The sequence below is a fragment of the Paenibacillus sp. Mc5Re-14 genome (genome assembly GCF_001049835.1).
GTDB classification, from domain to species: Bacteria; Bacillota; Bacilli; order Paenibacillales; family Paenibacillaceae; genus Paenibacillus; species Paenibacillus polymyxa_C.
Genome location: NZ_CVPD01000001.1, coordinates 725,906 through 749,908, shown reverse-complemented (window position 1 = coordinate 749,908; position 24,003 = coordinate 725,906). Strand labels below are relative to the sequence as shown.

At 40.6% G+C, this 24,003-nt stretch carries 19 protein-coding genes and 1 pseudogene; 14 read left to right on the top strand and 6 right to left on the bottom strand.

The features are described 5' to 3' along the window. Window positions 1–13 precede the first annotated feature (13 nt). From sufD to sufB, 4 genes are read left to right on the top strand one after another with little or no spacing between them, the layout of a single operon-like run. Complete coding sequence (sufD, locus tag BN1546_RS03425) at window positions 14–1,318, top strand: Fe-S cluster assembly protein SufD (protein WP_013370291.1); 1,305 nt, start codon at window positions 14–16, stop codon at window positions 1,316–1,318. Further along, on the top strand, window positions 1,315–2,538 hold the full coding sequence (locus BN1546_RS03420) for a cysteine desulfurase (protein ID WP_040101735.1): 1,224 nt from the start codon (window positions 1,315–1,317) through the stop codon (window positions 2,536–2,538). The genes sufD and BN1546_RS03420 overlap by 4 nt, the downstream gene beginning before the upstream one ends. Beyond that, window positions 2,528–2,950 (top strand): Fe-S cluster assembly sulfur transfer protein SufU, encoded by a 423-nt coding sequence (gene sufU, locus BN1546_RS03415; RefSeq protein WP_013370293.1) that lies wholly within the window; start codon window positions 2,528–2,530, stop codon window positions 2,948–2,950. The genes BN1546_RS03420 and sufU overlap by 11 nt, the downstream gene beginning before the upstream one ends. 30 nt (window positions 2,951–2,980) lie before the next feature. Next, window positions 2,981–4,378, top strand: a complete 1,398-nt coding sequence (gene sufB / locus BN1546_RS03410; protein WP_016819590.1) for a Fe-S cluster assembly protein SufB — start codon at window positions 2,981–2,983, stop codon at window positions 4,376–4,378. A 39-nt stretch (window positions 4,379–4,417) separates the two neighbouring features. Here the strand turns inward: sufB and BN1546_RS03405 are convergent. Both BN1546_RS03405 and BN1546_RS03395 read right to left on the bottom strand, forming a co-directional pair. Beyond that, window positions 4,418–4,645, bottom strand: a pseudogene (locus tag BN1546_RS03405) (tyrosine-type recombinase/integrase); the annotation flags it as partial. Window positions 4,646–5,247: 602 nt separating this feature from the next. After that, window positions 5,248–5,853, bottom strand: a complete 606-nt coding sequence (locus BN1546_RS03395; RefSeq protein WP_058829313.1) for a CPBP family intramembrane glutamic endopeptidase — start codon at window positions 5,851–5,853, stop codon at window positions 5,248–5,250. A gap of 231 nt (window positions 5,854–6,084) precedes the next feature. Here BN1546_RS03395 and BN1546_RS27700 point away from each other — a divergent pair, with 231 nt between their 5' ends. The 3 genes from BN1546_RS27700 (at window position 6,085) to BN1546_RS03380 (ending at window position 8,868) form a co-directional block, all read left to right on the top strand. Further along, window positions 6,085–6,795 (top strand): phage antirepressor KilAC domain-containing protein, encoded by a 711-nt coding sequence (locus BN1546_RS27700; RefSeq protein WP_253806464.1) that lies wholly within the window; start codon window positions 6,085–6,087, stop codon window positions 6,793–6,795. Between the two features lie 216 nt (window positions 6,796–7,011). Further along, complete coding sequence (locus BN1546_RS03385; RefSeq protein ID WP_090735963.1) at window positions 7,012–8,220, top strand: MFS transporter; 1,209 nt, start codon at window positions 7,012–7,014, stop codon at window positions 8,218–8,220. A 441-nt stretch (window positions 8,221–8,661) separates the two neighbouring features. Then, window positions 8,662–8,868: a hypothetical protein gene (locus BN1546_RS03380; RefSeq protein WP_090735960.1), complete on the top strand. Its 207-nt coding sequence runs from the start codon at window positions 8,662–8,664 to the stop codon at window positions 8,866–8,868. Between the two features lie 1,043 nt (window positions 8,869–9,911). On the opposite strand, the gene BN1546_RS27695 is transcribed toward BN1546_RS03380, so the two are convergent. Next, a complete protein-coding gene (locus BN1546_RS27695; RefSeq protein ID WP_255305261.1) occupies window positions 9,912–11,003 on the bottom strand; it encodes a hypothetical protein in 1,092 nt (363 codons plus the stop codon). Window positions 11,004–11,106: 103 nt separating this feature from the next. Then, entirely contained in the window at window positions 11,107–11,922 is an 816-nt protein-coding gene (locus tag BN1546_RS27690) for a hypothetical protein (RefSeq protein ID WP_253806466.1), read from the bottom strand. A gap of 225 nt (window positions 11,923–12,147) precedes the next feature. Between BN1546_RS27690 and BN1546_RS03365 the strand changes: the two genes are divergently transcribed. The 3 genes from BN1546_RS03365 to BN1546_RS03345 all read left to right on the top strand — a co-directional run bounded on the left by BN1546_RS03365 (window position 12,148) and on the right by BN1546_RS03345 (window position 16,505). Further along, window positions 12,148–13,563: a helix-turn-helix domain-containing protein gene (locus BN1546_RS03365; RefSeq protein WP_058829316.1), complete on the top strand. Its 1,416-nt coding sequence runs from the start codon at window positions 12,148–12,150 to the stop codon at window positions 13,561–13,563. Between the two features lie 784 nt (window positions 13,564–14,347). Continuing rightward, complete coding sequence (locus tag BN1546_RS03360; protein WP_255305260.1) at window positions 14,348–14,908, top strand: hypothetical protein; 561 nt, start codon at window positions 14,348–14,350, stop codon at window positions 14,906–14,908. A gap of 1,234 nt (window positions 14,909–16,142) precedes the next feature. Next, a complete protein-coding gene (locus BN1546_RS03345; RefSeq protein WP_090735955.1) occupies window positions 16,143–16,505 on the top strand; it encodes a YmaF family protein in 363 nt (120 codons plus the stop codon). A gap of 225 nt (window positions 16,506–16,730) precedes the next feature. Here BN1546_RS03345 and BN1546_RS03340 read toward each other — a convergent pair whose 3' ends face one another. Continuing rightward, entirely contained in the window at window positions 16,731–17,570 is an 840-nt protein-coding gene (locus BN1546_RS03340) for a manganese catalase (RefSeq protein WP_013370305.1), read from the bottom strand. A 225-nt stretch (window positions 17,571–17,795) separates the two neighbouring features. On the opposite strand from BN1546_RS03340, the gene BN1546_RS03335 reads away from it, so the two are divergent. Then, on the top strand, window positions 17,796–18,650 hold the full coding sequence (locus BN1546_RS03335) for a manganese catalase family protein (RefSeq protein WP_013370306.1): 855 nt from the start codon (window positions 17,796–17,798) through the stop codon (window positions 18,648–18,650). A gap of 169 nt (window positions 18,651–18,819) precedes the next feature. Here BN1546_RS03335 and BN1546_RS03330 read toward each other — a convergent pair whose 3' ends face one another. Beyond that, complete coding sequence (locus BN1546_RS03330; RefSeq protein ID WP_013370307.1) at window positions 18,820–19,884, bottom strand: HD-GYP domain-containing protein; 1,065 nt, start codon at window positions 19,882–19,884, stop codon at window positions 18,820–18,822. A 270-nt stretch (window positions 19,885–20,154) separates the two neighbouring features. On the opposite strand from BN1546_RS03330, the gene BN1546_RS03325 reads away from it, so the two are divergent. The 3 genes from BN1546_RS03325 to yfkAB all read left to right on the top strand — a co-directional run bounded on the left by BN1546_RS03325 (window position 20,155) and on the right by yfkAB (window position 23,951). Beyond that, a complete protein-coding gene (locus tag BN1546_RS03325) occupies window positions 20,155–21,609 on the top strand; it encodes a bifunctional metallophosphatase/5'-nucleotidase (RefSeq protein ID WP_090735951.1) in 1,455 nt (484 codons plus the stop codon). Then, a complete protein-coding gene (locus tag BN1546_RS03320; RefSeq protein WP_090735949.1) occupies window positions 21,563–22,723 on the top strand; it encodes an HD-GYP domain-containing protein in 1,161 nt (386 codons plus the stop codon). The genes BN1546_RS03325 and BN1546_RS03320 overlap by 47 nt, the downstream gene beginning before the upstream one ends. A gap of 97 nt (window positions 22,724–22,820) precedes the next feature. Next, window positions 22,821–23,951 carry a radical SAM/CxCxxxxC motif protein YfkAB gene (yfkAB, locus tag BN1546_RS03315; protein ID WP_013370310.1) on the top strand — a complete coding sequence of 377 codons (1,131 nt, stop codon included), beginning with the start codon at window positions 22,821–22,823 and terminating at the stop codon, window positions 23,949–23,951. Window positions 23,952–24,003: the final 52 nt, after the last annotated feature.

The following is a 24,003-nucleotide window of genomic DNA, read 5'->3' as shown; positions in this document are numbered from 1 at the left end:
AGGAGGAAAACTGATGACAACACAAACAATCCTTCCGGTAGATTCCGAGCAACTGCGTGTTCTGTCCGAACGTAATGGCGAGCCAACTTGGCTAGCCGAAGACAGACAAAAAGCACTTGAGCTTGCAGGCCAACTGGAGCTTCCGGTATTTGAAAAAACAAAAATCGAGCGTTGGAATTTAAACGATTACGGTCAACATAAACTGAGCGAGGTCATTACATCTGTAGGTCAGGTTCCTGCAGCCATTGCTGATCTGGTCAAAGAACAACAGGAGGGCGGTCTGATCATCCAGCGCAACTCCGGTGCGGTATACGTGAAGCTGAGCGAGGAACTGGCGGCGCAAGGCGTCATTTTCACGGATTTGCAAACGGCGGTTAAAGAGCATGCTGATTTGGTCAAAGCTCATCTGAATACTGTTATTAAAGCTGAAGAAAATTCATTATCTGCACTACATGCAGCACTCTGGAACGGTGGAGTATTTGCTTATGTGCCTAAAAATGTAGAGCTGAACGTTCCGCTTCAAGCTGTGTTCCTCACGGATGATGCGACTGCAACGTTTGCGCCGCATGTGTTGCTCATAGCTGAAAACCATAGTTCCGTGACGTACGTAGACAACTATGTATCTGCGGATTTGGCGGCACCTGTTCTTCATAACGGTGCGGTAGAAGTGGTTGCGAATGCAGGCGCTAAAGTACGTTATGCCACAGTGCATCAGTTTGGAGAGCAAGTAACGGATATTTCCATTCGTCGTGCCACGCTCGGAAATGACGCTGCTATCGAATGGATTGTAGGCGAAATGAACAACGGCAATACAGCTAGCAATACCATGTCCGTGCTCAAAGGCAATGGCTCCAACTCAGATGCCAAGGTTATTGCTGTAGGTTCTGGTTCGCAAAAGTTGAACTATACGACACAAGCACAGCATTTTGGTAAAAATTCCGCTAGTCAGATGATTACGCGCGCAGTTATGCGTGAAGAAGCATCTTCTATCATTAACGGAATTACGAAAATAGAAAAGGGTGCTACCAAAGCAGACGGTCAGCAAACAGAACGTGTTCTGATGCTCAGCCCGCAAGCACGTGGTGACGCTAACCCGATCCTGCTGATTGATGAAGACGATGTAACAGCAGGACACGCAGCCTCGGTTGGTCAGGTTAACCGTGAGCAAGTGTATTACTTGATGTCCCGCGGAATTAGCCGTGCAGAAGCTGAACGATTGATTATTTACGGCTTCCTGGCACCTGTCGTATCTGAAATTCCGCTTGAAGGACTTCAACATCAGCTGCAAAGCCTTGTTGAAAGGAAGTTAGGCCAATGAACACTGCATTGATCCGTGAACAATTCCCGATTTTACATCAGGAGATTAACGGTCATCCGCTGGTTTATTTGGATAATGCGGCCACTTCGCAAAAGCCGCTAGCGGTCATCGAGGCGATCAAGCACTACTATGAATTTGATAATTCGAATGTACACCGTGGTGTTCATACCTTGGGTAGCCGTGCTACGGATGCTTATGAAGGTGCGAGGGAGAAGGTAGCCCGTTTTCTGAATGCCAAACGCAGTCAGGAAATCATCTTTACACGCGGAACAACAACCGCGCTGAATCTGGTGGCTTCTTCGTACGGTAGAGCTAACTGTAAGGAGGGTGATGAAATTGTCATCACTCAGATGGAACATCACAGCAACCTGATTCCGTGGCAACAGGTTGCCAAAGCCACTGGTGCAACTTTGAAATATATTCCGCTTCAAGAGGACGGTAGCGTTGATCTTGCGGACGTGGAGAAAACCGTCACAGAAAACACAAAAATTGTAGCAATTGCGCATGTCTCCAATGTACTTGGCGTTGTGAATCCGGTCAAAGAAATTGCTGCTATTGCACATCGCAAAGGTGCAGTCATCGTTGTCGACGGTGCACAAAGCACGCCACATATGAAAGTAGACGTGCAAGACATAGATGCTGACTTTTATGCTTTTTCTGGTCACAAAATGTGTGCTCCTACAGGGATTGGTGCACTTTACGGCAAGAAGGCTCTGCTGGAAAACATGGAGCCCATTGAGTTTGGCGGTGAAATGATCGACGATGTGGGATTATATGAATCCACATGGAAGGAGCTACCTTGGAAATTCGAAGGTGGCACCCCGATTATCGCTGGGGCTGTTGGCTTGGGAGCTGCCATTGATTTTCTGGAAAGCATTGGACTGGACGCCATTGCACAGCATGAGAGCCGTCTATCGAATTATGCACTTAAACGTCTCCGTGAAGTGGAGGGTTTGACGATTTACGGGCCTGCTGAACGTCATGTCGGGCTTGTAACATTCAACTTGGATGATGTGCATCCGCATGATGTAGCTACTGTACTGGACAGTAAAGGGGTGGCCATACGTGCAGGCCATCATTGCTGCCAGCCATTGATGCGCTGGTTGAAAGCCAGTGCAACTGCACGTGCTAGCTTTTACCTCTATAACACAGAAGAGGATATCGACGCTCTGGTCAGCGCCTTAATCCAAACAAAGGAGTATTTTGGCGATGCAACTTGACGACTTGTACCGACGCGTGATTATGGATCATTATAAAAATCCGCGCAATCGCGGACGTTTTGAGGATGATGCTGTTACGGTGGATTTGAACAATCCTACGTGTGGTGACCGGATATCCCTTCAACTCAAAACGAAAGACGGCTTAGTTGAGGATGCTCGTTTTACTGGCGAAGGTTGCTCAATTAGTATGTCCTCGGCTTCGATGATGACAGAAGCGGTCAAAGGAAAAACGATTGATCAGGCCTTGGATATGGCGAGTCGCTTCTCCTCTTTGATGAAGGGCGAAGCCGTCGAATTTGATGATTATGAAGAATTGGAAGCTTTGTCAGGCGTTAATAAGTTCCCGGCCCGCATTAAATGTGCGACCTTGGCTTGGAACGCGCTGCGTAAAGGAATAGATGAAGATAAATAATTTAAATAGAACAGAGGAGGTTTGAGAAACATGGCCAAGAAAGCACCGGAAATGGAAGAGTATAAGTATGGCTTTCGTGACGAGCACAAGTCCATTTTCCAAACAGGTAAGGGTCTCACTCCGGAAATTGTAAAAGAAATCTCCAAAATTAAGGGTGAACCGGATTGGATGTTGGAGTTCCGTCTGAAAGCATTGAAGCAATTTGAAAAAATGCCAATGCCAAAATGGGGCGGAGACATGGATGAGCTGGATTTCGATGATATCCAGTACTATGTAAGACCTTCCGAGAAACAAGGGAAAACGTGGGAAGAGGTTCCTACAGAAATTAAGGAAACCTTTGATAAATTAGGGATCCCTGAAGCGGAGCAAAAGTTTCTGGCTGGTGTATCCGCGCAGTATGAATCCGAGGTTGTCTACCACAGCATGCAAAAGGATCTGGAAGAGCAGGGTGTCATTTTCATGGATACCGATACGGCGTTGCGTGAGCATCCTGAGATTCTGAAAGAGTATTTTGCCACAGTCGTACCTCCTGCGGACAATAAGTTTGCGGCCCTGAACAGTGCGGTATGGTCAGGCGGTAGCTTTATCTACGTGCCTAAAGGTGTAAAATGTGAAGTTCCATTGCAGGCTTACTTCCGTATCAATTCGGAAAATATGGGGCAATTTGAGCGTACGCTCATTATTGCTGACGAAGACAGCTTTGTGCATTATGTAGAAGGCTGTACAGCTCCAATTTACAGCACGAACTCGCTGCATAGTGCTGTGGTGGAAATTATTTGTAAGAAAAACGCACGTGTTCGTTACACAACGATTCAGAACTGGGCACCAAACATTTACAACCTGGTAACCAAACGTGCGGTTGCTGAAGAAAATGCAACCATGGAATGGGTCGATGGAAACATCGGTTCCAAACTGACAATGAAGTATCCTGCCGTTGTATTGAAAGGTCGTGGAGCGAAAGGGATGGTCTTGTCCATCGCTGTTGCAGGCAAAGGCCAGCATCAGGATGCAGGTGCGAAAATGATCCACTTGGCACCAGATACTACATCCACCATTGTATCCAAATCGATCAGTAAGCACGGTGGTAAAGTAACATACCGCGGATTAGCTTCCTTTGGCCGTCAGGCTCAAGGTGCAAAATCGAATATTAAGTGCGATACGTTGATTTTGGATAATCAATCAACTTCGGATACTATTCCTTATAATGAGATCATGAATGACGATATCACGCTTGAGCACGAAGCAACGGTGTCCAAAGTATCGGAAGATCAGCTGTTCTATCTGATGAGCCGTGGTCTGACCGAAGCAGAGGCTACACAGATGATCGTTATGGGCTTTATCGAGCCGTTCACCAAAGAACTGCCGATGGAATATGCGGTAGAAATGAACCGTTTGATCAAGTTCGAAATGGAAGGTTCTATCGGTTAAAATGCGGTAAGCCTTGGTGAGACAAGGTACTAGCGGTAATTAAGCTGTTAAACCTGGGACGTGCCGATTTTGTGCCGACTCGGATTTCCTTTTAGTATAGGAGGCGAACTTTTTAAGTTCGTCTTCTTTTATTTTTTCAGTGATGTCTAAGTATGTGTCTGCTGTGGTTTTAATGGTCTTATGACCTAATCGTTTCGATACAAATTTAATAGTAGCTCCAGATTCTAGTAAGAGTACAGCGTGAGTATGTCTAAATCCATGAGTTCCATATCTAAATATAAGACTGAACTAGAACAAATAAATAAAGCTATAGCTTCCCTTAAATAAAATCCGTAGTTATCCAGCAACAAACAAATTATATACTGTATACACAAAAGCCCTCTAAACAGAGGGCTTTTACTTTTATAAAAGGGAATTAGTATTAGACTGCCTTCAATAACAGAAACAATCCTATGCCTTAATACGTCTATTGAATCGGAACGCAAATTTCGCAATAGTGATTATTAATAAGTTCAACTGTATATCGCTCCAAGATAGGTCTGGTTTCATCTTTTAAAATAGTCAATGATTAAATTTAGATTTTAGCCTGTTAGTTGAGAAAACGGCAGCCACTTTATCGGCTACCGTCTGTTCATGTTTATTGAGTTATTGTTCACGTTAGCTCTATATAAATTCATAATAATAGTCCGTTGGATATTGTATAGGGAGTTTTAAACGTATAACCCAAACATTAAGCTTCTCAGTCGTAACGAACGTGCTAACTTCTTCTTATAATAAGGCCAATTCTTTTATAACTTCATTTTCTCCAGGTTCAATAACATCATCGGTAAAAACATAAAGGATTGACGCACTAAAAGGAATAGGTATATTTATTGCCTTAAATAAATAAGAATATTATAGACACTATGTGCAATCGTTGGAGCCCATATCGAAGAAGTCTTTTTATATATAAACCCAAGAATGTATCCTACGAGAAATATGGTCACATAGTTAAAAAGTGAATATCCTGAAATAATACCTATTGGAAAGTGTATGCCCATAAAAAGTATGGCTTGTATAAAGTTATATCCTTTTACCCGACGGTCTCTTAGTTTATTCATAACGAATCCCCGGAACACTACTTCCTCAGAAAATGCAGTTAACGGTGTAATGATCCATCTGATTCCTAAGTCCAATCTAAAATCATTAAAGATAGTAACCTCGATTGCTACCAATAATAATCCAATAATTCCGCCAGTAAATACTCCCTTGATGATATTTTGTTTTAATTTTATGTAGTCAATGATTTGTTGCAACTTTACTCGATCGATATATACGAAATAAATGACCACTAGCCCAATCCAAAAAATCATTTTTATCAAGAAGGATATCAAATAAAGCTCCAAATCAGTTATTTTTGGATGGAATGTTAGCTCCTTAATTGTCCAGCCTATATAAAAAAACAATATAAAGAGAATAAGTTTACTTTTAGCCATTTTTTTGTTTCCCCCAATAAATTTCAGCTGATAGTTTGATGTTACCATAAAATGTTTAGAAACTCTAATATCTGTAGTGGTCTTGGATTGGCGTTTATTGGGGATAAATAGAACAATGTTTCCCTTTAAAATCCGCAGCGTTATAGTAACAAAACCAATTTAAGATATAAGTATGAAAGCCTCTGATAACTCAGGGGCTTATTTTGCGTTCAAAGAAAGGTGAGAACAGGTATGGATATACATGCAATTCACGGAGTACGAGGTTTTATTGATGGAAACGGAACGACACAATTGAGTTTAGAGGATGTTTCCCGTGGTCTTGGGCTTGTTCGTTCAGCAGCCAGTGGCAATAAAGTTGTAAGGTGGGAGCGAGTGAGAGGGTACCTGCAAGATTTTGGCGTACCCACAAGTGGGCACAGTGATGAAGTTGGGAAAGTTGGCCTGCCTGAATTTATTCCTGAAAACATCTTTTATCGCTTAGCAATGAAAGCAAAAAATGAAATAGCAGAAGCCTTTCAGATTAAGGTAGCTGATGAAATACTGCCGTCGATCAGGAAGCATGGAATATATGCTACGGATAATGTGATTGATAATAGCTTCAATAATCCTGACTTTGGAATTGAACTACTGACTCAGCTCAAGGAAGAACGTGCTGCCAAAGTACAGGCGGAAAGAACAAATTCAATCCTAATGCATGTTAACAAAACCTATACTGCCACAGAGATTGCCAAAGAACTCGGATTTAAGTCAGCCATTGCTCTTAACCATGATTTAGGCAATCGAAAGATTCAATTCAGGCAGAATGACACATGGTTGTTGTATAGCAGATATGCGGATTGCGGCTATGTTGAAATCAAACAAGAAGTTCTTATTCAACTAACGGGGCAGTTTAGCGGAAGTAGGATTTTTATATTTTATGGAGAATTTACTGAATATAAATAAAAGAATCGTAAGGAAAAAATGGTGTATGAATATAATTACTATGGGAGTGAAAAAATATGCTATAATTCATTTAAATATTAATCGATGATACAAAATTTGTGATAAATCTATATCCCCAGATTTGTCCCATATATGATAGGAGTCAAATTTAATGAATAGTCCAATCTAATAAACCCCTATTAAGCCAAATTCGAATGAAATAATAGGGGATATATAATGAAATTGAATAAAAATTTTTCTTTATTACTTTTGGGTCAATCACTCGCTAATATAGGCGATGTATTATATATAGTCGGTGTTATAAGTACAATTTTTGTATTAACAGGTTCTGCAATTGCAGCATCGTTTGTTCCATTTACGATTGCTTCTTCTATGTTTATATCCAGTCTGCTGACTCCCCTTTTGGTTGAGAAATTAAATCTTAAATGGTTACTTGCTGGGTCACAAATTGTAAAGACGATTTTACTCTTTATTCTAGGGTTTATGTTAATTGGTTTAACAGCAGCTAATTATTATTTTATCTTTTTAATAATAGGATTGATTGCTTTTTTTGACGGATGTGCAAATCCAATAAGACAGACATTAACTCCATACTATGTTAAACCTGAATATCTAATTCAAGCTAATGGAATTGCAGAAACAATTACGCAGACCATACAAGCAGGTATGTGGTTCGTAGGAAGTTCATTGCTAATTATTATGAGTTCTCAACAACTTATTTGGTTAGTTGGATGTTTATTTGTAATTGCAAGCATATTACTTTGCCTTTTAGAAAGTGTAAACCATAAAACAACCGAGCAAAAAGGGAAACTAGAAAAAATTAAAGAAGGTTGGAAAACTTTATCTAACACTCCAGTATTAAGAAGGATTGCTTGGATAGAATTTTTGGAAACAATTGCAGCAACGGTTTGGATAGCTGCTATTTTATATGTGTTTGTCAACGAGGCTTTGAACGTTGATGAAAAATGGTGGGGATTTATCAATGGAGCTAACTTTTTAGGTCTGATTTTGGGAAGTGCTTTTTGTATTAAATTTTCTTCTTTTGTTGAAAAGAAAATAGGAACCTTTATTTTTGTCGGTTCATTTGCAAGTTTCTTATTCACAATATTATTTAGCATAAACAGCATTCCAATGATTTCCTTACTTTTATCGCTCTGTGTAGGGCTTTTTGGACAAATTAAAAAAATTCCTCAACAAACGGTTATACAAACTAGTGTGTCAAAAGAACAGTTATCAACTGTTTATACCTCGTTAGGTGCTATCGGAACTGGGATTTTTGGCGTTGGCTCTCTTGTTATGGGAGTATTAGCAGATTTGTTAGGAATTAGAATTGTATTCGTTATTTCGGGGCTATTACTTGCGATAGTAAGTACAATTGCTCATAAAAACAAGCAATTGTTTGTTAGAAATGTTATGGAACAATAAAATTAAAGTTGAAGGATTTTATTAGCTTTAATGTCCTTTGTTTTTTAATGACTGTGTAATAGTTTGTGAAGTAGGACCATCATTTTTGATGGTCTTTTTTATTGAACTTATTGTACTAACGGGTGCTTTAGTAAAAGAAGAAAGGGTTCTACATATTAGTCATATCTAATTATGTAGAACCCTTTAAATTTTCTATCTTTTTTAAAATTAGGTCTTGATAATCCTCATAATGTTCAGTATATTTCCAAGCGTGGCTGATGAAAATATTGTATAATGCCATATAAATGAAGCTCCTTTTCCATATGATAATATAATGCAGAAGTGAGATTGTATGAATAAATTCAGAAAAAAGCCCGTTGTGGTAGAAGCCTACCAAACTCATGAAGAGTTAATTATTCTGACGCTTGAAGGTCCATTAAAAGCCTCGCCCGGAGATTGGGTATGAACCAAACTAGCAACAAAACTCCTATACCAATTCAAGCAGAAAAATTAAAAACGTCAGTTCCAAAAAACGTATCTACACAGCCATCAACAATATATGGTCCGCCTGAAAGAGTGCGTGTGGAGTTTCCGTCAGAGAAATATCCAGAGACGGCACAGCATTTTATAGAGGCGATTGATAATGGGCAACCAATGTGTGTACATTAGATGTAAAGAGAGTGTTTGAAAATAGAGAAATCGCATTATAGGAAAAGTACCAGTCAAACAAGGGACTCATCGCAGTCTATGGCCTTCTGCTACATGTGCAGAAAGTAGAGAAGGAGTCAATATAAAATACATTAATCCCGAAGACGATACTGGAGCAGGAAGATGGATGGATAAAAAATTATGGAAATATCCGGACGGAACAAAAGTTGAATTTATTATTAAATAGTAAATCCCCGCTAACCTTAATTGGTCGGCGGGGAGTCTTTTTGTCATTGCTTATATGGGATTTACACCAAAAAATTTGGTGTGAAATATAAAAGCCCTCCATTAAAGGAAGGCTCTTGTCGATGAGTATGGAAATCATAAATCAATGTGATTTACTACGTCTTTTTAAAAAATTCACAAAAAGCATAACAAGCAGTATACAGAAAAACACTGCAAAAGCAATCACGATCCACCACTGAGGGTCAATTATATACAATACGACTCCGATAAGCAGGACTGTTGTTGTTATTGCAATTCTCACTTTCAACATTGTGCTTTTACTTATCCGAGGCTCCAACTTTCGTAATGTAATTTGAATTATTATAGCAAGTACAATGAAAAATATTGAAGTGAATGAATTATAGATAATATCAGCTCCCTTTACTCATTATGCCTATCTTGTACTCCGATGGGGGGCTGTTAAAGATGGGAATTAAGAGTTGCTTGTGATGGAATATCCTGTACGCATCAAGTTAATCGTAATTCCTTTGCCCTTATCTTGGTTTTTAAGGATTTGTGCAAAAAGTCCTGCTCCTACCCCTATTACTGCGCCAAAAACACCCGATCAAACGACTGTTACTACGGAATAGGCTAATTATCGGATACAATTTCAAAGTAAACACTAAATACTCTACTGGCTAAGCTAATAAGAGAGGAGAAGCTCAAAGGTGCGACTGCGGGAGAGGTTCGGCAATAGGTTTAGTGATTGGAATCAGATAAAGAAAGCCGGAGAGAGAATCTTCTTTTCCGGCTCTTTGGCATGGCGACAATTCGAACGATTACTTATTCAGCAGTATGAAGTTATTGATAAAACCCTCTTCCTGTATAAAGATCGGGGTTTGAATTTTCGATGTGAAATCATAATAGTATACCCCTCGTCCGTCCTCCTCATTTTTCTCAGAGGCGCTACCCAAATAATAGATTCCCTTGCCGTCCGGGGACATATAGACAAATTGGCGGGATAAAATAGGCAACTTTATTTTGGTGCGCTTACCTGTTGCAATATCAATCAGACTATACTCTGGATTGCCACCATTAATGAATCGAGTGGTTATGAGGAGCAGCTTATCATTACTGCTGGACATCGATGATACTTCTTCATTTTTTAGTGTAATAACAGAACGCTCTTGCTTAGTGATGCTATTGATTTCTGTAACCTTGTTATCCGGTGGGACCATAATGGTCTGTGTTCGGTTTGAGATTTCTCTTTGTTCATCTTGCTCCTTAGCTGAATAATGTGAACTGTAAATTGCTTTTTTGGCTGGATTATAGGTTATAGACCAAGTTTGTTCATCATGGTTTTTATCTTGGTTTTCATCATGCATAAATTTCATGGCATGCGTTGTTTTATTGTAGAAAATAGTTTTAAGTATACGTTCTCCTTTTTTGACCGCAACCAGAACGAGTGGGCCATCTGGAGTAGTTGGTACGATACGATTGATGGCAAACAAATTATCGGTAAGCTGTTCGTTTTTTTGGGTATTCAAGTCATACGAAAATAACTGGTCTCCCTTATCACCAACATCGGCAGAGTAATAAATTTTGTGATCAGGCAAGGACACCACAGAAAGCGGGTACTGGGAGGTATAGGGGACGTCGGCCAGCTTGGTCACTTTCTTACTACTCAAGTCGTACGTCATTACACGCATAACCATGCCTTGATCTGCATTTTTCCCGTTTACATATTCTGTATAAGTCATGGATAGATATTGGCTCTGACCGGCTAGAGCTGTCTTTTCCCCTGATTGGGTCTTTTGGGGTACAGCAGATTCTGCGGGTGGGGTAGTAGAGGGGGAGCAGGATGACAACAAAGCTGGCACGAGCAGGAAAAGTATAAAGAACCTAAAGGGTTTGTAGCGGCGTGTTCTCAAAACGAGACATCCTTTCTGAAATAAGTGATGAATCAAACTGAATATGATAACGAAAAGGGAAAGGATAGGACGCGAGATCCTATCCTTTTTTGGTGCAAAGATATTAAAAATCATAGGAATATCTTGCTGAAAATGAGACGTACGAATGCCATTCTAAACCTAGATCCTCTACACCCGTTTTCCAAATATCAATGACTGCATCTGGAAGACTCCCATTATCAGCTTTATAAAAATTAGCTACGATATCATTATCATAATTCCTTACCCGAATTTTTGTCCCAAACTCGGGATTATCAATGGCTCCTTTTGTTGCACAGTCACCTCTTTGAAGTCTATTGGAATTTTCTCCATACGTGTCTGTGAAGTTTGTTCCTCTCCCTGTGCCTCGAACATAGCCATCAGATGTTCCGCGAATTTTAATTTCATTATCATGTGCTCCATATGTATAAGTCCCAGGTGATTTGCGTGTACCGCGTGGTAATGCTTGAAGTGAAACATTATAAGTAGTAATCGCATTTTCTTTTTGTTCAGGCAAGATAATATCTTTGATAAAACCTTCGCCGTCATAAATAACTTTTAAACCAGGCTGAGGGTCAGGGTTATCGATATGATATACCGGCAGTGATTTGGTTTCTTCTTCGATCTCTTTATCCTGTTGTTTTTCTTTTTCTAGCTCAACTTGTTGTTCAGCAGTAAGTGGGGCAATAGCAGCTTTAGATTTTTGCTGTTCAGGTACTGGAGTTCCTTTTTCCAATACAACCATGTTATTGTTCTCATCATATTGGATGATTGTACCCGCTAACATTTGGTCAGGGATTTTCCCCCCTTTCTCAGCATGAGAGATTGCCGGGCTGGCGACTACCAAAGAAATGAGTAACGTTGCAGCTAGAAAAGCTTGTGGTAGAAATTTTACTTTCAAACAAAAGGCCTCCTTGAAATATTTGTGAATCAATAAATAGCATAAACGGGTCTATCAATATCGTCAACCTTTTTATGGAATATATGAATATATTTAATAGATTCGTGGACAGGTAAAGGCTTTAAATGAAAAAAAGGAAGGTTATTGACAACTGTTGAATTATGGACGACAATAGAATGCAATAATAAAAAGTTTTGGAATTTCTGTGTGGAAGGTGGATATGATATGAAGCATACACCTACGATTCGAGCAGAATTAGATAAATATATACAACAAAAAGGTTTGAGCCTAGCGCAATTCGGACAACTTGCAGGCATGAATAGGGGCATAATAAGTGCTATTGTAACAGGAAACAAGTCAATGTCTGTTAACCAGCTAGACCGAATCACTGAGGCTATGGGTTTACCAGAGGGTGAGTTTTACGATCTGTTTATAGAAAACTTCATCATCGACCATCCCCCGAATATGAGGCGAATCGAGCCATTTTTGTTTCGCTGTGCGGAGTTGGACAGGTTGGATGCGATCCGTCGAGTAGTTGGAGCCATCATGGACAATCTCCTGTATTCACCCAAGCTATTTGAAATTGCAGAAGGATTATTGTCGCAGGGAAAAAATGCGGCTGCATTGCTGCTCTATGAGGGGGTAGCTGAAGCGGAGAGATATCAACATTCTGAACGCTTGGCAGTCTGCCAATATCGTATATTCAGAATTCAAGTTGGAGAGGATCAAAACCGTAATCTCGAAGCAGCAACGCTACTTGAACCCTTTGTGGAACGTCTTGATGAAATGGAACAGCTTGACGCGCTGAAGGATTTAGCTAACGTGTACAGATCTCTGCGTAAATGGGACAAGGTAGAGGAAATAGCAAAATTAATGAGGGCTAAAGCGGAAATTCAATATAATTTGAAACACGAACATAAGAGTCGAGAACATACTGAATGTACTGATAAGCTAAACCGTCCATTGTTTGTATACATTTCCTATGCTGACCTGCTGTGTGCAGGTGTCTACGAAGCCCAAGGCGATTACCACCAAGCTCTACAATATACATACGCCTATGCTAATTTAGATTGGGTTAAAGAGACAGACGAAGATACCCAACACTGGATTGGTTTGTTTAGGCACTGGGCAGAAGCTAATATTATTGTCAATAAGCTTTTATCCGGAGATATAGAGGTCCTGCAAGAATATATTGAATACATCGACGCAGCGAAGGATACAACCCAAGAAGATCGGATTATTCAACTACTGAACATTATGATAACGGCTAACCGATATGATATCGACGTTAGTGATATAATTAAACGATTTGAAACTGACATTGTTTCATTATCACAACACTCATCAAGTGATATATATACTCAACAAGTGGTACCAGATTATTTTGCGTGGTGTGGTTATGAGTTGGCCCATTATTATTTACATCGAAATTCTTACGATGATGGTTTTAAACATTTGATGTATTCTATGGTAAGTTATCATACACTAAATAATGAGACTTATTTCATAAATTGTATGGGGCTTTTTTTACATTTTCGAGAACATGCGAGTCTTGAAACCAAAGAAAAATTTTTAAATCTTATTGAAAAGGTGTGGATGAACAATGTTAAAAAAAATGGCACTGGTGATCGTCGCGGCTAGCTTTTTGTTAATTGTTACTGTACCTATTCATTCGCATGGCATAGAGCCTCAAGTACAGCATGGAGGGGCTTAAACGTAAGTAAAGCAAATCCCCGCTAACCTTAACTGAACTGTGACCCGTAAGATGGACACTTTGGAAAAATTGACCCACGTACGGGTCATTTGTGTTTTAATCAAACAATAAAGAGGATTGTGAGGTAAGATTCATGAGCAATAAGAGAGGTGCTTCCAAATCCGGTGGTGAACCAATCTAGTTTGTAAAAGGTGAGATCATTGGCTTTACTTATAATAATAATAGTTCCATAAAACTTTCAGCTAAGTCTCCAAACTTGGTTCATTCGCTACATATTCGAAGCAAAATTCCGCTTCATCCGCTTCCTTCAGTTGTAGACAATGCGGATAATTCCAACATGCTGTATACATGGGCAAGCACAGAATATAAACCTGATACTGAAGATTACTATCGCAAATGTAATATCCAAATCGTTAGAAATGAAAACACAATTTGAGATATTACGTTTACACACGCTTACGTAGATGAGTATCAAGAACAGATTGATACCAGTAAAGAGATCATTGAGTTTGAACTTGTTTTAAAACAAAAAGAAGATCAATTGGGAAAAATTCAGTACAGTCCTCAGGTAGAACCTAAGGAAACAAGAGAACAGGATGAGTCTGATGCCTCGAAAAAAGTATTGGAAGGTGCATACAGTAAGAATATGTTAGTGTATGCAGGAAATAATACTTTTCCGTTTGAAAATCCGATGGTAGAACTAGAAAAGACTTGGGTGCGAGGGTAGAGAAGGTAAAGAATTCAACAGATACTGTAATACATTATCCTGATCGTAAAGCTTTTACATTAGTAGCTGTTCCTATAGCTCGAAAGAAGTACGGGGACATCACAGCCAATTTACTTCAACATTCACTTGACTACAAACCAGGAAATTTACACTTTAACGAGTGGTCATATGAGGCGCAGCAAGTTAAAAAATCTAAAGAGCACATCGCAATAGTTAATGATGAAGTCAAAAAAGCTAATGCTAAAAAAGTTAAAAGTTTTTCTTATAATGGATCTGAGCAATTAGAAAGTGATAGAGATTTATATAATGCTTTTCACAAAATGAAGTACAAAATAGATGGAACATATGTAAACGGGCAATGGAAAATTACTACAACGTATTCTGATGTCTATAATTTTGAGTGTAATTTTAGACAAATGTTTACTGGGAACAACAAACTTGGTTGGGCTGCAGCAAACCTAACAAATTTGATGGAATCATGGGGAACACTAAATGAGTATACGTCTTATGTAACAGTAACTGATACAAGAAAAGCTTGGAAGTGAGGTGTGAATTGCGGATGCGTAGATATATCTTTATTTTGCTCTTGCTCTTTCTACTAGTTATAACTACTACTATAATTTTTTTAGTGAATTTGGGGGATAATACGAAGTATAAATACCCATCAGGCAAAGATACAGTAGGATATTTTGGTGACGGGACTTTTCAAATTTTGAGAGGGGGGCGGGACAACTGTTTAATACTTTATAATCATCTTGCTGCTCCAACGGAAAAAGCTGTTGATAATATTGTGTCATATAAGATAAAAAAAATATCGTATACGTGGTTGGTGAAAATAGCTTTATTAAATTAGATTCAAGTACCAACACATACGTGAAAAAGAAACGGATTTCCGACTTTACTTCCGAAGATAGAGAAATATTCAATGAATTAATGGAAAAATAAAAGTAAAGCCTCCAAACTTACCTAGAGCCTTTTTGTGGTGTAATCTGGATTGTGCGACAAAACGGCTATAAAGGGCGAGGTGATATATAGATGCATATTGAATTTATTACATCTGCTTCTACTGATAAATTACGAGTCGCTTGTTATGAGTATAATTATAAAAAATATGAAAGTGTACAGCGTGACAGGCGTATATGTAAGAATTTCAACGGAAGAACAGACGTGCAAGATCATCTGGAAAGATCATAGTTTAAAATTGCTGACCAATGATGATGTTACAAAATACTTGATAATGATTTTTAGGCAATTTCTTAGAGACATTCTTAGTAAAACAATAATGGCTACTGGAGTATGAAAACAGCTTATTTCTAGAGTCAGGTGATCAATATTGAAAGGAGGTTGTTTTAACCGCTCCTGTGAATTTGGAAAGTAATTTGCTAAATACATAATAGAAATGACTAAAGGTCAACGAGCTACTTTGGTTCTGGATGGAGCGCCTGTCTAATATTTGTTTTAAAGGAGGTACTGGATGGGAAAAGAAATGATGAATGTTAATTGTCAAAAAAACACTATATATAATAGTAGAAAAAAATTAAGCTTTCAGTAAAATGTGATACCACGCATGATACCGAAAGCTATTAAGTTTAAAGAAAAATTGTTAATTTAGATGTGCGTATAACATTAATCCCCCCCAATTGAGCGGTAGTGTAGAAGGCGAACTTTTTAAGTTCGTCTTCTTTTATTTTTTCTGTGACCGCAGATAGTTGCCTGGCACTTATGTATGTTTGCTTAATAGGATGTTGTGAGCGACATAAACAAGGAGGCAACCAACAGATGCAGAAGAATAAACCTGTAGTAAAGAAGAAAACAATCTCTACTAAACAGACACAGAGGCATGTACATGAATTTGAAGGTAGTACCAAACTGGCTGAAGAAGGTGCAGACCGACATAATCACCGTTTTGCAGGTGTTACTGGGCAAGCGATTCGAGTTGGAAGAAGTCATGTCCACGAAATTGATCTTACGAAAACTGATTTTGTAAACCATTTTCACAATCTGAGAAGGATTAGAACAGGACCAGCTATTCCAGTCGGAAATGGAAAACACGTACATTTTGTTACGGGCCAAACTACATTAAATGATGGTCATGTACACCAGTTTAATTTCGCAACTTTGATTGAGGCACCTCTTGTTTAATGAACGGTAGTTTGACTAAATCAAAAAGCTCTGCTAACCATAATTGGTCGGCAGAGCTTTTTGGTCTTACATTGATTCTATACTTCTTGTTTAGATCAGCTGTGATTTGATGTGCCTTATGATAAGCCGTCTTATGTGCACTTTAAGTATATATTTTGTTTCATTTTATGGTTAGTGTCACCAATAAGCAATCTTTAATGTTGGGAAGGCTCGTCTGTTACACGTTTATTTATCTGAAGTTTTATGGTCTAAGTCATGATGTAACTCGGTTGCTGGTATTTTGGCATTATAGATCTGGCCTTTGGCAACGGGGTTAGAGATGTATACATAGCTCCCGGTTCCATCCGGTGCACTTCCTGTTGCCCACAGACCTTCACTAGATTCTTCGCCTTCAGACAAGTTCCAAAACTCATATGCCTCAGGCTGAGATTCTTGCTCTGCTTCAGGAGGAAAGGAAGCCGGTACCACAACACCATTTTTTTCTTCTAATTCTTGGATTGCCGCCAGCCATTGATACTGATGATAGCGGTCGCGTGCTAGCATTTTCCGCAATGTAGCCCTAACGCTTTCATCTTGGGTCATATGATATAGTCTTGCTACCTGCAATCGACCTTGACTCTCTGCATGCAGGTTGGACCGCATATCTGCCAAAAGATTACCACTCGCAACAATGTAAGAACCGTTCCATGGAACTCCATTTGAATTAGTAGGTAATCCGCCCAGACCACTGACGAGCAGGTGTTGCGGGTTAATTCCCCCCATAATGGCAGCTGTAACAGGGTCTTTGGCAGCTTGCTCCTGATCTTCTGGTTTAGCCCCATCAAGTAATTGACTAATTAAAGCACACAGCATCTCCACATGCCCTATTTCTTCTGTTCCAATATCCATTAACATATCTTTATATTTTTCATCACCGCGACAGTTGAACCCTTGAAACAAATATTGCATCATCACGGTCATTTCTCCGAATTGGCCTCCCAAAACTTCTTGTACCTGTCGGGCAAATAGAGGGTCAGGTCGCTCTACTTTCACTTCGAACTGCAACTCTTTTTGATGTCTAAACATAATTAGTCCTCCTATAGGTTAAAAGCAGTTTAGTGAATCCAAGCTATATTAACCCATTCAATGCGCAACAAAACGAGGAGCTGCTTAACAACAAATATCCCTAATACTAGACTGATAGGAGCCTGCATAATAATAACCTTTCTGTTTCTTTGTCTTGTATAAAAATGATAAAAATGGGTAGCATATGTTTTACTTCAAAATAAAAGCTCTGAGGGGGTTTTGGTATTGTATTTTTATAAAGAAGATTTGATTAACTTAATAGTGCCCGATAAACCCGACCCAGCTGCTGCAAAAGTGATTCAGGAGGTATTGGGTGGTCGATTTGGAGAAATGCGTACGATGATGCAGTTTTTCTTTCAAAGTAATAATTTTCGTGGTAATGCTGTGCAGTATAGGGATTTGATACGAGGAGTTTTCCTAGAGGAGCTTAGTCATGTTGAACTGGTCCAACATACCATAAATCAACTTCTGACTGGCTCAGGCGAAGACCAAGCCGGCGATGCTGGAATTGATCATGCTCCTTTGGATGAAGCGATAAAACATGCCAATCCTCATCATTTTATTATGGGAGCTCAAAGTTCCTTACCCGTTGATGCAAGTGGTAACCCTTGGTTAGGCAGTTATGTCTATTCCCACGGCAATCTGATTAGTGATTTGCTTGATAATCTCGTACTCGAATCTACAGGGGTTCTGCAAAAATCCCGAATTTACGAAATGAGCTCGAACAAAACATTCCGGGAAACATTAGCTTTTTTGATTGTACGAGATAATGCTCATCAAAATGCGTTTGCCAAAGCGTTAGAGACACTTGGAGTAGATTGGGGCAAATTGTTCCCGGTTCCAAACTACGATATTAACAAGTATCCAGAATGTCGGAAGTATGTTGAAATGGGCTTTCACAATGCACAGTTTAATTTTCGATTGGATTCTACCCGTATTGGAGAAATATTCAATGGGCAAACGCCAAGCAGAAACGGTGGAGATTTGAGTGTCATTGACCCTCCAGAAGGCTTTCCTCTTCCGTATATGCCTGAATTGCCTAATGAACATAGCCCAGGCCTACAAGATCTTAACTCCTAGGATTAAACAAGCAATACAGAGTAATTGGGCTAATGTTTGTAATACAAAAAGAGGCTGTCCTTTGTAGGAAAAACCTACGGATTAAAGGACAGTCTCTTTTTATTCGTGTAGCCTGTGCTTCGGTAAAACATTCCGTACAAACAAAGTAACGCCGGGTGGCAGTGGCAGATCAGGATTCCAGATAAATTTCGTCAATGTATACATGGCGTTCCTTTGACAAATCTATATATTCATTATCGTTAATTCTTACTAAGGGTCTGAAGTAATCCACAGGATTGTTCAGAATAATAGTTCCTGTCTGGCCTGTAGTCAATAGAACCTGCTTATTAATAAAATTCGGAAGCATATGTCTGATGAACACTTGGGTAGTTTCTGGATTCAGATGTCCAAAACTCATACTGTGCAGCTCGCGTAATACGGTGAGCAACTCCTGTTTTGTCTGATACACACGGTTGGAAATCATCGCGCTGTATACGTCGGCAACAGCTGTTATGCTGGCAAAAGGATGAATCTCTTCCTTGAACAGTCCGTGGGGGTATCCACTTCCGTCTTCGCGTTCGTGATGCTGCAAGGCGACAATTGCTGAAATATCATCGCTGGTTGAATTGCGAATAATATCATAGCCATACAGAGAATGTTTCTTCATCTCATGAAATTCTTCAGGTGTTAGTTTATCCGGTTTATTTAAAATTTCATCCGGTATCATGGACTTGCCTATATCGTGTAAATATCCAGCTTTGCCCGCGGCATATGCCTCTTCCTCTGTATATCCAAGCCAAGTGGCAATGTAATATGACAGTATACCTACTTGGAGAGAATGGTTATAGGTATAGTGATCTCCCCGTTCCATAATTAACAGCAGAGATACGACATCTTTTTGACGAGCCAGCTCTGAAACAAGAGGGGCGAACAGCTCATCAACTCGATGTTCATCAAATTTTCCAGTTGAGGAAGCTTCGAGGAACATGCTTTCAAAGCCACTGATCGTTTGCTCCATAAGGGGAACGGCTCGTTTGAGGGACTCGGGGGAAGCAGGAACATCGGGGGCAAAGCCAACCGGAATGCTCGTAGAACCAGCATCAATGTCAATATAATCGACACCATGCATAATGAGCTTGGAAATATCGTCATGCTGAAGCTCGGTGCCCTGAATCAAGACAGGTACACCGTGCCCATTGTATGTATCGGATTTGAGGCGATCTCCCGGCTTGGCATCGGTAACGTGAACTCTCATGTGCTAACCTCCTTGTCGTAAATTTGTCGAAAATACGAAACAAACTTAATATATCAAGAATTATATGGGATGACAACGACTAATTTACTATTATTCCAAGCTGTAAAATAGGTCCCAAGGACCCGTCTCCTCTGAGTTACATATAGAAGACAATGTCAATGATTTTCACTATCTATGTCCACCTCATATGTACCATATTGCTAAATAACATGGTATGCTTAAACATTAGAAGCTCCAAAGTCGATATATAAAATATAGAGGAGGGCGGTTATGGAGATGACGACTCGGCAAACGTTGACCATTTTGCATACCAATGATATCCATAGTCATTTTGGCAGTATGCCTTCGATAGCCGCGATGATTAATGAACGAAAAGCTGCATCAGGGGATGCGCTTCTTGTGCTGGACATAGGAGACCACATGGATCGGATGGCCCCCGAAACGGAAGGAACGCTCGGTGGGGCAAATGTGGATGTGATTAATCTGACAGGATACGATGCAATTACGATCGGTAATAATGAGGGACTGACTTTTACCTCGGATATGATTGAACAGGCATATGCGGGCATTCATTGTCCAGTTGTATGTGGCAATCTGACAGAGCGTGCTACGGGGAGGATTCCTTTGTGGATGAAGGAATCTGTTATTCTAAACAAAGCAGGAATCAAGATCGGTTTACTAGGTGTGACGGCTCCTTTTACAGAGTTTTATCAATTGTTGGGCTGGGATGTGCTCGATCCGTTTGAGGTGCTGGGGAAGCAGATCGCGTCACTCAGAAAGCAGGTGGATGTGGTGGTCGTGATGTCTCACCTGGGTTTACCCTCTGATGAGAAATTAGCGTCCCAGTTTCCTGAGATTGACGTTATCCTTGGTGGTCACACCCACCATGTGCTGGAGGAACCGCTTCAGATCGGGAACACCGTTCTATGTGGGGCCGGGAAGTTCGGAACGTTGCTCGGTGAAGTGACACTAACCCGTAACCATAGTCTTGAACCGTTTCGAGTTACCTCAGGCGGCGTAGTTCCTGTGGATCAGACGCTGCTAGACGAAAAAGTGGCATCGGCCATTGTGTTGCATCGCAGACAAGCAGAACGCGCCATGGAGAGCACGGTAGCAGTAACAGATCGGGAATTGGAGATCGCCTATAATGAGGAGTCCCCTTTCGGGAATTTGCTGGCACAATCGGTGTCCCATTTTACAGGAACCGAAATTGCCCTCGTCAATGCAGGTCAACTGCTTGGTCCATTGCCTCAAGGAGATATTAGCAAAGGAATACTGCATTCCTTATGCCCATCGCCGATTAATCCCTGTGTTATGAAGTTGCGGGGAAGAGACATTCGGTTGGCCCTGGAGCAATCTTTGCTGCCTGAATTTACAGACAAGCCCATGACGGGCTTTGGCTTCAGAGGCAAAGTGCTGGGCACGATGTGTGTGGAAGGGTTGACCATTCAGTATGATGCGGACCGTGCTCCTTATGAAAAAGTGACGGACATTCGTGTAGCGGGTCAACCTTTGGAAGAAGATGAGGAATACACAGTGGGCACGTTGGATATGTTCACTTTCAAAGCAGGCTATAAGGTGCTTGCGAACGGAACAGATCTCCGATTTATGCTTCCAGAATTTTTACGGGATTTGATTGAAATGGAGTTGAAGCGTCCGGGCGCGATGGAAGAATGTTTTGCAGCTAGGTGGCTTCAGGTATCAAAACAATCGGGAGAGGATTAAGCTGCGACTGGTACCTGTTACATTATTGAGAGCCGGCATGAAGCTGGGCAAAAAAATATACAATGAAAATGGAATGGTGCTGCTCTCGGAAGGTGTTGAGCTTACTTCGCGATTGATTGAACGTCTAGGCCAAGTCGGAATTGGATATGTATACATTGAGGATGCTGTGACAGAAGATATCGTCATACCCGAGATGATCCATGAACAGACAAGGGCGGCGGCGCTACAGGAAATCAAAAAGCAGTTTCAGGGTTTGTCATCCTATTCCGTAGATCATAAGCACAAATATTTTGGCAAGTCATTTTATAAGGTCATGGAATCCATTCTGGACGATATTGGAGGCCGCCAGGATGCCATCATTATGTTGATGGATATCGGGGCCGCGGATCAGGATTTGTATCATCATTCTTTGAATGTATGCTTGTATTCACTAGTCCTGGGGATATCCAATGGCTACGATAATAATCAGCTCATGGAGCTAGGGATAGGTTCATTACTGCACGATATCGGTAAAATGAAGATTTCACCTCAAGTGCTCTATAAGCCGGGTAAATTGACGGACGAGGAATATGAGCATATGAAGACACATACAGTGATCGGCTATAAGCTACTTAAAGACGAACCCGGGATTCCCTTGTTGTCAGCTCATTGTGCATTACAGCATCATGAGCGTATTGACGGTAGTGGATACCCACACGGTTGGAAAAAGGACCAAATCCACGAATATGCGAAATGGATCGGTCTGGCGGACTCGTATGACGCGATGACGGCAAGTCGAATATACAAGCAGGCTTTGTTGCCTTATGAAGCGATGGAGGTGCTATACGCCGGGGCAGGAACGCTGTATGAGCAGCGGATGCTGGAAGCCTTTCGTGACTGTGTAGCTATTTACCCTCTGGGGCTTTCTGTAATGCTCAACACAGGGGAAGAGGGAGTCGTAGTGCGTATACATCCCAAAATCCCGCAAAGGCCTGTCATTCGTATTGTAAGAGACCGGGATGGGCAGGAACTGAAGGTGCCTTATGATGTGGATTTGTCCGTATCCCTTTCGATCATGATTACAAATACATTAGGCGCTGCTACCGGCCCTTTCGGAGGAGTACGCGTAGATTAGCAGAGGATGTGGAAGAAAGCATGCAGGCACTTTACACATCATGATATGATAATTATACGTCTTTTGAGGTTAATAACAGAAATAAGGTGAAAACATAATGACAGTTCTACAAAATAACACGCTACCCCAAATATCGCCAACGTATGATCCGTGGGACCCGATTGTCTCACTGCGTACACATGGTCGTCATTTGCTTACAAGTGTGGAAATGACCGTAACACATTTATGTAATATGCGTTGTGAGCATTGCGCTGTCGGCGATATGCTGGTTATGAAGGAGGCCCCTTTCCTTCCTTTAGATTTGATGCTGAAGCGGCTGGATGAAGTTGAGCATCTGGAGACAATAAGTATTACAGGCGGAGAACCTGCATTGCTTGATAAAACAGTGGACGATGTGATCGTTCCGCTGTTGAAGTATGCTAAAGAGCGCGGTATTCGTTCGCAAATTAACTCCAACCTGACATTGGATATCAGAAGATATGAGAAGATGCTTCCGTATCTGGATGTCATGCATATATCGTTTAATTATTTAAATGCAGACGATTTTTATGAAGTGGGATTTGCAAATACCGGACGTCCGACTCCACGCGCGGGTGCTGTGCGTCTGTATGAAAAAATGATAGAGAATGCACGCAGATTGAGCGAAATGGGGATGTTCATTTCAGCTGAGTCCATGATTAATTATCGGACACATACGAAGCTAGAAGGTATTCATCAGTTGATCAACGAAATGGGATGCCGCCGACATGAGGTTCATCCGATGTACGCATCGAATTTTGCTTCTGCCTTGCCTGTACTGTCCCTTGACGATATGCGGAACTCTATTGATAAGCTGCTGGATGTGCGAAATCAGGACATGTGGATGTTATTTGGTACACTACCGTTCTTTGCTTGTTCTGAGCGGGAGGAAGACCGTAAATTGCTTCGTCGCTTGCGCCAAGAACCGAATATTACGGTGCGTAATGATCCAGACGGAAGAAACCGTGTAAATGTGAATATGTTCACGGGTAGCGTATATGTGACGGATTTTGCAGACATTCCAGCTTTCGGAAATATTCAGGAAAACAGTCTGGACAATATTTTCGGTGAATGGCTGAATGAGCATCCGCTGAATCAGACCGTGAACTGTCATTGTGATGCGGCTGCGTGTTGCGGACCGAATCTACTCGTAGCGGATATGTATTACAAGGGTGTAGACTTTAAATCAAGAAAAGCATTGCAATTATAAGCATTTTTACATGATTCCAATTCCAGGTTTCCAATCATAAATACTGAATTGA